Raw genomic sequence first — 11970 nt, forward strand, 5'->3', positions numbered from 1 at the left:
GGCATCGGCGTGTCGCGAAGGAACTGCGGATCCGCGGAAGAACTGCGGATCCGCGGACGGGGCGCGTCAGCCCTTGGCGGCGGCCTTCTGCGCCTGCTTGTAGGCGCGGACCTTCGTCAGCGACTCCGGGTCGGTGATGTCGGCGACGGAGCGGTACCCGTCCTCGCCGTAGGCGCCGGCGGCTTCCCGCCAGCCCGGTCCCGTGTAGCGGTCGCGCTTGCCGAGGAGGGCGAGGAAGATCCGCGCCTTCTGGTCGCCGAAGCCGGGCAGCGCCTTCAGCCGCCGCAGCACCTCCGCGCCGTCGGGGTCGTCGCGCGTCCAGATCGCGCTCGCGTCGCCGCCCCACTCCTCCTGCACCGCGGTCGCGAGGGCCTGCACCCGGCCCGCCATCGAGCCCGGGTAGCGGTGCACGGCGGGCTGCTGCTTGAACACGGCCGTCAGGTGCTCGGGGTCCTCGCCGGCGACCGCGGCCGGGTCGATGCCGCCGAGGCGCTCGCGGATCTTCTCCGGGCCGGCGAACGCGGTCTCCATGGCGACCTGCTGGTCGAGCAGCATCCCGACGAGCAGCGCGAAGGGGTCGGAGGAGAGCAGCGCGTCCGCGGCCTCGTCGCCGGTGATGTGCAGGTCCGTCATGCGGGAACGGTAGCGGGGGCCGGCTCGGCGAGCGCGGCCCGCCGCAGCAGCACGACGCTCGCCAGCACGAGCACGCCGCAGACGGCCATGGCGGGCCCCGGCGCGACGAGGGAGCCGAGCGGCCCGGCGAGCAGCGGGCCGAGGCCCTGCCCGGTCATCATCCCGACGCCGAGCAGGCCGAAGCCGACCGCCTCCCGGCCGACGGGCAGGGCGTCGCGGAAGGCGGCCTGCCGGCCGAGCTCGTAGGCGAGCCCGAACGAGGCGGTGAAGAGCAGCGCGGCGGCGACGAGCGGTGCCGGGCCGAACACGAGCGGGAGGAGGCCGAGCCCGGTGAGCGCCGCGAGTGGCAGCACGAGGCGCTCGCGGGTCTCGGGGCGGCAGAAGCGCCCGATCACGACCTCGCCGACGAGCGCACCGGCGGGCGGGGCGCCGATGAGCAGGGCGGTGAGCAGGCCGTCGGCGTGGGCGGTGCCGGCGTAGGCCACGGCGAGCGACTCCGCGCCGACGAAGAGCGACAGCGGCGTCCACCAGAGCAGCAGGAGCCCCCGCAGGGTCGGCACGCGCAGGATCGCCCGATAGCCGCGGAGGGTCTCGGCCGGGTGCCAGCGCCGGCGGGCGACGGCGAGGACGGGGAGGGAGGGCAGCCCGACGACCATCACCGCGGCGGAGACGAGCTGCATCCCCGCCGCGACGAGCAGGGCCGGCGCGGCGCCGAGGGCCTGCAGCGTCGCGCCGCCGATGGCGACGCCGACGAGCTGCGACACCATCGAGGTGATCGAGAACAGCGACCGGCCGAGCACGTACCGGTCGCCGGTGAGCAGACGCGAGACGAGCGCCGACTGCGCCGACCCGAACAGCGGCTGCAGCAGGGAGGCGGCCGCGACGACGGCGAGCCCGCCGCCGAGCCCGAGCAGCCCGGAGGCGAGCAGGGCCGCGGACGCGGCGCGGACCAGCCCGCCGATCGGCAGCAGCACGCGGACCGGGAGGCGGTCCGCGATCGACGGCAGCACCGCGCCCCCGACCACCTGCGGCAGGAAGCCGGCGGCGAAGGCCACCGAGGACCAGAACGGCGACCCCGTCGCGTCGTAGACCGCGACCGAGAACGCGAGCACCTGCAGCGCGACCGCCACCGAGCCGAGCGCAGCGCCGGAGTAGAGCCCGGCGTAGCCGGGCGACGCGAACACGGAGGCGTAGGTGGTGCGGGCGGCGGGAGCGGACATGCGTCGAGCGTCCGCCCGGCCGACGTCCGAGCGGTACTCTTTCGTCCTGCGACGAAAGGTCCAGCGTGCTCCGGATCGAGGTGGGCCCCGCCGACGTCGCCGCGTCCCGCTTCGCGATCGCGCCGTCGTTCGAGCTGGCCCACCTGGTCCGCTCCCTCTACGGCATCGGGTCGGGGGCGCCGATCGCGCGGCGCTACGGCGCCGCCTTCGCCGCGGTGCGCGACGACCCGGTCGTGCGGACCTTCGCCTACCTGCAGGGCCCGCGGATCGGCGCGACGTTCTCGGCGCCGCCTCCCGAGGGCATGGGGCAGACGATCGAGGACGACCTCGCCGTGATCCGGTCGGCGGACCGTGCGGTCGTCGCGTCCGAGATCGGCGAGATCCTCGCGCTGCGGCGGCCGACGCCCGAGGTGGCCGCGGTGCTCGACGACCCGGCCCTCCTCGACCGGCTCGCCGACGGGATGGCGGCGGTCTGGCGCGCGCTGCTCGCGCCGGAGTGGCCGCGCGTCCGCGCCGTGCTCGAGCGCGACGTGCGGTTCCGCGCCGAGCGGCTGACCACCGCGGGCTGGTCCGCCGCGCTCGTCGACATGCACCGCACGCTCGCGTGGACCGGGGACGTGATCACCTTCGACCGGCAGCAGGACGAGACGATCGTGCTCGCCGGCCGGGGGCTGCTCCTCGTGCCGTCCGTCTTCGTCGGCGAGGGCCTCGCGGTGTACGGCGACGAGCCGTGGCGCCCCGCCGTCGTCTACCCGGCGCGCGGGGCCGGCCTGGTGTCGGAGGAGGCGCCCGCCCCGACCGATCCGCTCGCGCCCCTGCTCGGCCGCACCCGGGCCGGGCTGCTGGTCGCGCTCGCGACGCCCTCCTCGACCACCCGGCTCGCCGCGCTGACCGGCGCGTCGATCGGCGCGACGGGCGACCACCTGAAGGTCCTCCTCGACGCCGGCCTCGTCACCCGGGAGCGCATCGCCCGCAGCGTCCTCTACCGCCGCACCCCGCTCGGCGACGCCCTCGCCGGCTGAGCCGTCCCGCTCCCGTCGCCGCTCGATCCCCGCGGTCGAGGTGCGAGCGCAGCGAGCCTCGAGACCACCCCGCCGTCTTGCGCCGTGCGGCTCGGCGCCGTACCGTCGTCGCCGTGCTGCTCTGAGACCGGTTCCGCGCCCGTGCCGAGGCGTCGTCCAACCCGTCCGCAGCCCTTCTCCGGCTGGATCCGACGTGCGACGACCGTGCCCGACGGGCGATCCCGTGATCGACCGGAAGGCGCCGCATGGCCCAGCACACCCTCTCCCGCTCCACCGCGCAGCTGCGCGTCGACGGCGTCAGCCGCACCTTCGGCGACCGCCGCGTCCTGACCGACGTCTCGCTGACGGTCGGGCCCGACGCGCGGGTCGGCCTGATCGGCGAGAACGGCGCCGGCAAGTCGACGCTGCTCCGCATCGTCGCCGGTGCCGACGAGCCCGACGCGGGCGCGGTGCAGGCGCCCGCCCGCACCGGGATGCTGCTCCAGGAGCTGCCGTACCCGGCGGACGAGACCGTCGGTCGGGTGCTCGACGACGCGCTCGCCGAGGCGAGCCGGGCCGTCACCGCGGTCGAGGCCGCCTCCGCCGCCGTCGCGCGGAGCGAGCCGGGCGCGGCCGAGCGCCTCGCCGACGCGCTCGAGGCCGCGGACGCGACGGAGGCCTGGAGCGCGGGCGCCCGCCGCGGCGAGGTGCTCGCGGGGCTCGGCGTCGACGCGATCGACCCCGACCGGACGATCGGCTCGCTCTCCGGCGGGCAGCGGTCCCGCGTCGCCATGGCTGCTCTGCTGCTCGCCCGGCCGACGGCGGTGCTGCTCGACGAGCCGACGAACCACCTCGACGACGAGGCCGTGGCGTTCCTGGAGCGGACGCTCGCGGCCTGGCCGGGGCCGGTGCTCTTCGCGAGCCACGACCGCGCCTTCCTCGACGCGGTCGCGACGCGCGTGGTCGACCTCGACCCCGCGCCGATGCCGTACGCGGACGTCGTGCAGGGCGACGACGCGGGCTCCGGCTACGGCCTGCGCTCCTCCCGCGGCGGCTACACGGCGTACCTCGAGCAGCGTCGGGCGGAGCGCGACCGCTGGCAGCGGCGGTTCGAGGCGGAGCAGGAGGAGCTGAAGGCGCTCCGGCACGCCGTCGCCGTGACCGCGCGGCAGACGAACAAGAAGGACACCTACGACGGGCAGCGGGCCGGGCTGACGAAGTTCTACTCGGACCGGGACGCGAAGGTGACGAGCCGGCTCGTCCGGAACGCCCGGGGACGGCTCGAGGCGCTGGACCGCGAGCAGGTGCGGAAGCCGCCCGCGGAGCTGCGCTTCGGCGGCCTCGCCGCCCCGTCCGGCCCGGCGCCGGAGGGGGCGCTCGCCCTGCTGACCCGGGCGGCGGTCGCGGGCCGGCTCGCGCCCACGACCCTCGCGGTCGACCCGGGCGCGAAGCTGCTCGTCACCGGCGCGAACGGGGCCGGCAAGTCGACGCTGCTCGCCCTGCTCGACGGCCGACTCGCCCCGACGAGCGGCACGGTGCAGCGGGCGCCGCGCCTCCGCTCGGCGCTGCTCGCGCAGGACGTCGTCTTCGCCGAGCCGGAGCGCTCGGTCCGCGCGACGTACCGCGCCGCGGTGGGGGAGGGGCGGGCGGAGGCGGTGCCGCTGTCCGCGCTCGGGCTCGTCGCGGGCCGGGACGTCGATCGCCCGGTCGGCGCGCTGAGCGTCGGCCAGCAGCGGCGGCTCGCCCTGGCGATCGCGATCGCCGACCCGCCCGATCTCTTGCTGCTCGACGAGCCGACGAACCACCTGTCGCTCGCGCTCGCGGAGGAGCTGGAGGAGGCCCTCGGCTCGTACCCGGGCGCGGTGGTGCTCGCGAGCCACGACCGCTGGCTGCGCCGCCGCTGGCCGGCCCCGGTGCTGGCCCTCGGGTGACCTGCGAGGATCGCCCCATGCATCTCGGCGTCGACAGCTTCGTCTCCGCGGTCGAGGACCCGCGCACCGGCCACGTGGTCGGGCCCGCGGAGCGGATGGCGCACCTCCTGGAGGAGATCGCCCTCGCGGACCGCGCGGGCCTGTACTCCTTCGGCATCGGCGAGCACCACCGCGCCGAGTACTACGACTCCGCGCCGCCCGTGATCCTCGCCGCGGCTGCCGCGCGCACCGAGCGGATCCGCCTCGGCAGCGCGGTGAAGGTGCTCTCCGCCGACGACCCGGTGCGCGTGTTCCAGCAGTTCGCGACCCTCGACCTGATCTCCGGCGGCCGCATCGACCTGGTCGTCGGCCGCGGCTCGTTCACGGAGGCGTTCCCGCTGTTCGGGCTCGACCTCGCCGACTACGACTCGCTGTTCGAGGAGAAGCTCGACCTCCTCCTGCGCCTCCGCGACTCCGTCGAGGTCACCTGGAGCGGCCGGCACCGCCCGCCGCTGAACCATCAGAGCGTCTACCCGCGGCCCGTGCAGGACCCGCTGCCGATCTGGGTCGGCGTCGGCGGCACCCCCGAGTCGTTCGCGCGCGCGGGCCTGCTCGGCCTGCCGCTCATGGTCGCGATCATCGGCGGGGAGCCGCGGCAGTTCGCGCCGCTCATCGACCTCTACCGCCGCGCCGGGGCGCACGCCGGGCACGCGCCCGAGACGCTGCAGGTCGGGCTCCACGTGTTCGGCTACGTCGGCGAGAGCGTGCAGGCGGCTGCCGACACGATCTACCCGGGCTGGCACCGGATGTTCACGGCGGTCTCGCGGGAGCGCGGCTTCGCCCCGCCCACCCGCGCTCAGTTCGACGCCACGTCCGGGCCCGACGGCGCCTTCTTCATGGGCGACCCGGAGACCGTCGCGGCCAAGATCCGGCGGGTCGCGGAGCAGGTCGGCGGGGTCGACCGGCTGTCCCTGCAGATGACCAACCCGCTGCTCGCGCACGAGGACCTGCTGCGCGGCATCGAGCTGCTCGGCACGGAGGTCGCGCCCCTCGTCGCCGACGTCTGACCCGGAACTCAGCGCGGGCGTCGGCGCGGTGCGCTGAGATGGGTGCATGCCCGGCGAGAACCTGACCCGCATCGAGGCGGAGGAGCGCGCGGCGCTCGTCTCCGAGCTCGAGTACGACATCGCGCTCGACCTCACGCGGGGCCCCGACGTCTTCGGCTCGACGACCACGATCCGGTTCCGCGGCACCCCCGGCGCCGAGACGTTCCTCGACGCGCTCACCGTCGAGGTGGCGGCGATCCGCTTCAACGGACGCGACCTCGACCCGGCCGTCGCGGACGGCGTGCGCATCGCGCTGCCGCCGCTCGAGGCCGAGAACGAGGTGACCGTGGTCGCGACGATGCGGTACTCGCGCTCCGGCGAGGGCCTGCACCGCTTCGTCGACCCCGTCGACGGGCTCGTCTACCTCTACACGCAGCTCGCCACGACGGACGCGCGCCGGGTCTTCGCGTGCTTCGAGCAGCCCGACCTCAAGGGCCGGTTCGGCGTGGAGATCACGGCGCCCGACGGCTGGGACGTCCGGTCGAACCAGCCGGTCGAGGCGCAGGAGCCGGTCGGCGACGGCGACCGGTGGTGGCGCTTCGAGCGCACGCCCCCGCTGTCGACCTACCTCGTCGCCCTCATCGCCGGCGCATGGGTCGCGCACGCCGACGAGCTGACGTCGGTCGACGGCCGCACGATCCCGCTCTCGGTGCTCACCCGCGCATCCCTCGCCCCGTACATCGACCCGGAGGAGGTCTTCGAGACCACGAAGGGCGGCTTCGGCTTCTACGAGGACGCCTTCGGCATCCCGTTCCCCTTCGCGAAGTACGACCAGGTGACGGTGCCCGAGTACAACTGGGGCGCCATGGAGAACCCGGGCCTCGTCACCTTCAACGAGGTCTACGTCTTCCGCTCGACGCCGACGGAGGCGCAGCGCGAGAGCCGGGCCATGGTCGTGCTGCACGAGCTCGCCCACATGTGGTTCGGCGACCTGGTCACCATGCGCTGGTGGGACGACCTGTGGCTGAACGAGTCGTTCGCGACGTTCATGTCGTTCCTCGCGACCGCCGAGACGACGCGGTGGACGGACTCCTGGGCGACCTTCACCACCACGGAGAAGAACTGGGGCTACGACCAGGACCAGCTGCCGTCGACCCACCCCATCGTCGCGGAGATCCGCAGCGTCGAGGACCTCGCCGTCAACTTCGACGGCATCACCTACGCGAAGGGCGGCAGCGTCCTGAAGCAGCTCGTCGCCTACGTGGGCCGGCGCGAGTTCTTCGCCGGCGTCGCCGCGTACCTGAAGGCGAACGCGTGGGGCAACGCGACGCTCGCCGACCTGCTCGCGCACGTCGCCGTCGCGAGCGGCCGCGACCTCGCCGCCTGGAGCGCGGAGTGGCTCGAGACCTCCGGCGTCAACACGCTCGTGCCGGAGATCGAGACCGACCCGCGCGGCGTCATCACCCGGTTCGTCGTGAAGCAGCTGCCGGCGCCGGTCGGCGACCAGGACCTGCGCCCCCATCGGCTCGCCGTCGGCCTGTACGAGCCGGAGGGGGAGGACGGCGCGCTCGTCCGCGTGCAGCGCGAGGAGCTCGACGTCGTCGGCGAGAAGACCGACCTGCCCGTGCTGCTCGGGGCGAAGCGGCCCGCGATCGTGCTCGTGAACGACGACGACCTCGCGTACGCGAAGGTCCGGCTCGACGCCGCGTCCCTCGCGGTGGCGCAGGACGCGCTCTCCTCCGTGGCCGCCGGGCTGCCCCGCACCCTGCTGTGGAGCGCGATCTGGGACATGACGCGCGACGGCGAGGCGGCCGCGTCGGACTTCGTGCGGCTCGTGCTCGACCACGTCGGCGCGGAGACCTCCCCGAACCTGCGCGGCACGCTGCTGAACCAGGCGGTCCTCGCGGCCGAGGAGTACGTCGACCGCGCCGTGCGCACCGCCGCGCTCGAGCAGCTCGGCGACGGCCTGCTGCGCCTGCTGTCGGAGGCGGAGCCCGGCTCCGACGCGCAGCTGCAGCTCGCCCGCAGCTTCGCCCGCGTCGCCCGGACCGACGAGCAGCTCGACCGGCTCGCGGACCTCGACGCCGGCGCCGCGGAGGGCCTGCCGCTCGACCCGGAGCTCAGGTGGCAGATCCTCACCGGCCTCGTCGCGGGCGGTCGCGCCGGGGAGGCGGAGATCGCCGCGCTCCTCGCGACCGACGACACCGCCACCGGCCGGGAGTCGGCCCTGCTCGTGCGCGCCGCGATCCCGACCGCCGAGGGCAAGGCCGCCGCGTGGAGCTCGCTGGTCGACTCGGCGGACCTGACGAACGCGCAGGTCGAGTCGACGGTGAAGGGCTTCGTGCGGGTGCACGACCCCGAGCTGCTGCGGCCCTACGCGGACCGGTACTTCGCCGTCATCGAGCGGCTGTGGGCCGAGCGCCCGTTCGCGCTCGCGGAGCCGATCGCCGGGAACGCCTACCCGCGGCCGCTGGCGGACCGGGCGCTCGCGGACGCCGCGCGCGCCTGGCTCGACGCGCACCCGGACGCGGCGAGCCCCCTCCGCCGTCTCGTCGCCGAGAACCTGAGCCGCACGGAGCGCGCCCTGGCCGCGCAGACCCGCGACGCCGCCTGACGGTCCCGCGGCTCAGTCCGCGTCGCGGGTGAAGGTGACCGTCCAGCGGACGTCGCCGTAGGGCGTGATCGTGAAGCGCGGATCGGTGACCCGCTCGGGGCCGCCCATGCCCGTGCTGGTCCGCTTCGGCGACCGGGCGCTGCAGCTCGCGCGTTCAGCGGGGTTGCCGGCGGTGCCGAACGGCGTCGCGACGGTGACCGTGCCGTCGCCCTGGCAGGTGATCGTGACGGAGACGCGGGTCATGGTGCCCTCGAGCCGTCCGGTGACGATGCCGAAGGCGCCCCGCTCCCACCCGAGCACGCGGTCGGGAGCGATGCCCGACGGGTAGGGCAGCGGCTCGCGGACGGGGCCGGCGGTCGCCGGGGTGTACACGGGCGTCGCGATGAGCACGAGGGACCACGCCGTGCCCTTCGGCACCCGCACGTGCACGGTGTGCGCGCCCGGCGTCATCGGGACGTCGCCGAACGAGCCGCCGAACCCGGACGCGCAGTCGCCGTGCATCGTCCCCTCGTCGACGCCGACGGAGTACTGCCGGGTCTCGGGCGCGCAGTTCAGGTACGGCCGCACGCTGCTCGTCCCCGCGGGCAGCACGACGGGCAGGTCGCGGGAGCCCGTCCCGGAGGCGACGAGCAGCACGTCCGGGGCGGCCCGGATGTACGCGTCGCTGCGCGGGTCGAGGATCTCCGTCAGCGGGTCGCGGAGCCCGGCGGGCCGGTCGTCGACGCGGAGCTGCGCGAGCGTCGTCGTCGAGGAGGGGGCGACGGCGATCACCAGGATCCGCGCGGCGACGCCGCTCGGCAGGTCGACCCGCAGCTCGGTCGGGCCGCTTCCCGGATCGCCCAGGGTGAAGGCGCGCGCGGAGGCGGGCGCGCAGTCGCCGCTGCCGGAGGAGCCGAGGAGCGTCAGCTCCGCGCTGCCGGCCGGGCCGCAGGTCGCGTAGACCGTGAGGCGGGTCGTCCCCTCCGGCACCGAGAGTCGGAACCGGGAGCCGCCGATCGCGCGACCCTGCGCCAGCACCGTGACGGGCGTGCCGCGGAGCCCGGCGTCGGCGAGCGGCCCGTTCGCCGCGGTGAGCGGGTCGCCGGGGCGCGAGGCCGCGGGCGCGCCGTCGCCGCCGCCGGTCACCCGCAGCAGGCCGAGGGTCGCCACCACGAGGAGCAGGGCGGTGACGGCGGTGATCCAGACCTGCGGCCTGGCGGCGACCGCGGGCCGCGCGGGCCGCGCGGCCTCCCGGTCGGCGAGGTGCTCCAGCTCGTTCCGCAGGGCGGCGGAGAGCACGGGGTCGAACGAGCGGGTCATCGTGCGGCTCCTTCCGGGAGCGGGGTGTCGAGCAGGGGGTCGGCGGGTCCGAGCCGGTCGCGCAGCTTCTTCCGTGCGCGGTGCAGGCGGACGCGCGCCGCGCCCGGGCTGAGGCCGAGCGCGGCGCCGGCGTCGGCGACGGTGAGGTCCTCGAGCGCGGTGAGCACGACGAGCGCGGCGTCCTGCTCGCCGAGGGCCCGCACGGCCGTGAGCAGGTGCTCGCGGGCGATGCGCTCCTCCGCGGTCTCCGCCGGGTCGACGAGGTCGGCGGAGCGCGGCAGCCGGTCGATCGCGGCGCGGTGCCGCCGGAGGCCGCGCCCGGTGTTGCGGGCGAGGTTCGTCGTCGTGACCAGCAGCCAGGGCAGCACCGAGCCGTCGACCACGGAGACTCGGTCCCGCTTGCGCCAGAGCTCGAAGAAGGCGGCCGCGACCACGTCCTCCGCGTCGTGCGCGGAGGCGACCAGGCGGAGGGCGTGCCGGAACGCGCGGTCGCGGTGCAGGTCGAACACCGACGCGAACGCCCTCCCGTCACCCGAGCGGGCGCGGGACCAGAGCGCGGTCTCGTCGGCGATGGACGTCATCATGCCCCGACATGTCCGCAGCCCCCCGGACCGTTACAGGCCCCTGCCGGGCCGTGTTGCCGCTTCTTGCGGGGCGGAAGGGTCCTCAGGTCGCGAGAAGCGGCAACACGGTCGGTGGGGCGGGTCAGGCCAGGTGCTGCGCGATCGCGCCGCCGAGGTCGTCGCCGCTGAGCCAGGCGGCCTCGACCCGGCTCTTCCCGCTCCACCCGTCGCCGCAGAGGCCGATGCCGGCGGGGGAGAGGGACCAGGTGCGGTCGCGGGAGGCGGTCGGCTGCGCGAACGTCCAGCGGTGGGCGAACGCCTCCGCGGGCTCGAGGTCGACGCCGAGCACGCGGCGCATCGCGTCGAGCGCGGGCGCGATCGCGGCCTCCGGGTCCTCCAGGTGCTCGGCTGCGAAGTCGGGCGTCGTGTGCGCGACGAGCACGGGCGCGCCGTCGCCGTGGCTCGCGCCGTCGTCGGCCAGCCAGCGGATTGGGAGGTCGGAGACGAAGGCGGCGTCGAAGTCGGGCCAGGTCCGCTCGGGGAACCGCGCGGCGACGGCGATCGCGGCGCCGTAGGGCTGGTCCGCCTCCTCGAGGAGCTCGAGGTGCTCCGCGCGCAGGACCCGCGCGGCCTGCGGGCCCGGCATCGCGAGGACCACGACGGAGGCGGCCTCGAGGTCGCCGTCGACGGCGCGTCCGGGGCCGACCGCGCCGACGGTCCGCTGCTCCACGTCGAGACCGGCCGCGAGATCCTCGACCAGGCTCCGCATCCCGCCCGGTGCCGCGTACCGCATCGGGCCGGTCTTCGCCTCGCCGAGCCCGTCCGGGCCCGCGACCCGGAAGGTGTCGGTCCACTCGCGGAGCAACCCGCGAGCCGACCAGTCGTCCGCGACCGCGCGGAAGCGGTCGTCGGAGACGGTGCAGTAGGGGCCGCCGAGGTCGACGGCGTGCCCCTCGAGCGTGCGCGCGGCGAGCCGGCCGCCGAGGCGCCGGCCGCGGTCGAGCAGCCGCACCGAGAGACCGGCATCGGCGACCCGGCGCGCGCAGGCGGCGCCGCTGATCCCGCCGCCGACGACGAGCACGTCGAGGCTCATTCGGCACCCGTCCCGCGCGCGTTGTAGACCGTCTTCGACGGGTTGGCGCCGTACCGCTCGAACACCGCGACGGCCTCGTCGCGCAGCACGCCGATCCGCACCGCGATGCCGCGCGCCTCGAGCTGCTCTGCCCAGTCGTCCCGGACCGGGCCCTCGTCGAACCCGGTGAGCGCCTCGAGCTCCGGGCCGTCGCCCGCGATCGTCAGCCCGCGGACGCCCGACCAGAGCGTCGCGCCGAAGCACATCGCGCACGGCCGCCAGTTCACCCACAGCTCGAGCGGGTCGTCCTCCGCCCCGAGGTCCCAGCTGCCCAGCCGCGCCTGCGTCACCGAGATCGTGACGACCTCCGCGTGCATCGACGACAGCCCGGAGGCGAGCACGAGGTTCACGCCGGCCGCGACGACCTCGCCGCTGCCGCGTCGCACGGCGAGCGCCGCGAACGGGCCGCCGCTGCCCTCCGCGACGTTCCGCTCGGCGAGGCGGTTGAGGAGGCGCATCCGCCCCTCGTCGCCGCCGAGGTCCGCGCGAGCGGCCTCCAGCTCCTCGTCGACCCAGGCGGGCAGCTCGGCCCCGAATGCACGAATCGGCATG

10 protein-coding genes are annotated in these 11970 nt (G+C 75.7%); 4 read left to right on the top strand and 6 right to left on the bottom strand.

Going from position 1 to position 11970, the window contains the following annotated elements:
- Positions 1-66: 66 nt before the first annotated feature.
- Complete coding sequence (locus D1781_RS04160) at positions 67-633, bottom strand: HhH-GPD-type base excision DNA repair protein (protein WP_119480979.1); 567 nt, start codon at positions 631-633, stop codon at positions 67-69.
- Entirely contained in the window at positions 630-1853 is a 1224-nt protein-coding gene (locus D1781_RS04165; protein WP_119480980.1) for an MFS transporter, read from the bottom strand. The genes D1781_RS04160 and D1781_RS04165 overlap by 4 nt, the downstream gene beginning before the upstream one ends.
- Before the next feature lie 65 nt (positions 1854-1918).
- On the opposite strand from D1781_RS04165, the gene D1781_RS04170 reads away from it, so the two are divergent.
- The 4 genes from D1781_RS04170 to pepN all read left to right on the top strand — a co-directional run bounded on the left by D1781_RS04170 (position 1919) and on the right by pepN (position 8424).
- Entirely contained in the window at positions 1919-2875 is a 957-nt protein-coding gene (locus tag D1781_RS04170) for a DUF5937 family protein (RefSeq protein WP_119480981.1), read from the top strand.
- A 245-nt stretch (positions 2876-3120) separates the two neighbouring features.
- A complete protein-coding gene (locus tag D1781_RS04175) occupies positions 3121-4785 on the top strand; it encodes an ABC-F family ATP-binding cassette domain-containing protein (RefSeq protein WP_119480982.1) in 1665 nt (554 codons plus the stop codon).
- 17 nt (positions 4786-4802) lie between these two features.
- Positions 4803-5831 carry an Atu2307/SP_0267 family LLM class monooxygenase gene (locus tag D1781_RS04180; RefSeq protein ID WP_119480983.1) on the top strand — a complete coding sequence of 343 codons (1029 nt, stop codon included), beginning with the start codon at positions 4803-4805 and terminating at the stop codon, positions 5829-5831.
- 46 nt (positions 5832-5877) lie between these two features.
- Positions 5878-8424 carry an aminopeptidase N gene (gene pepN / locus D1781_RS04185; RefSeq protein WP_119480984.1) on the top strand — a complete coding sequence of 849 codons (2547 nt, stop codon included), beginning with the start codon at positions 5878-5880 and terminating at the stop codon, positions 8422-8424.
- Positions 8425-8436: 12 nt separating this feature from the next.
- On the opposite strand, the gene D1781_RS04190 is transcribed toward pepN, so the two are convergent.
- The 4 genes from D1781_RS04190 to D1781_RS04205 form a co-directional block, all read right to left on the bottom strand.
- Positions 8437-9723, bottom strand: a complete 1287-nt coding sequence (locus tag D1781_RS04190) for a hypothetical protein (RefSeq protein ID WP_119480985.1) — start codon at positions 9721-9723, stop codon at positions 8437-8439.
- On the bottom strand, positions 9720-10307 hold the full coding sequence (locus tag D1781_RS04195) for an RNA polymerase sigma factor (RefSeq protein WP_199706377.1): 588 nt from the start codon (positions 10305-10307) through the stop codon (positions 9720-9722). Before D1781_RS04195 ends, D1781_RS04190 begins: the two co-directional genes overlap by 4 nt.
- Before the next feature lie 121 nt (positions 10308-10428).
- A complete protein-coding gene (locus D1781_RS04200) occupies positions 10429-11379 on the bottom strand; it encodes an NAD(P)/FAD-dependent oxidoreductase (RefSeq protein WP_119480986.1) in 951 nt (316 codons plus the stop codon).
- Positions 11376-11969 (bottom strand): nucleoside deaminase, encoded by a 594-nt coding sequence (locus D1781_RS04205; RefSeq protein WP_119480987.1) that lies wholly within the window; start codon positions 11967-11969, stop codon positions 11376-11378. The genes D1781_RS04200 and D1781_RS04205 overlap by 4 nt, the downstream gene beginning before the upstream one ends.
- Position 11970 lies beyond the last annotated feature (1 nt).

Source organism: Amnibacterium setariae, from assembly GCF_003581425.1.
Lineage (GTDB): Bacteria > Actinomycetota > Actinomycetes > Actinomycetales > Microbacteriaceae > Amnibacterium > Amnibacterium setariae.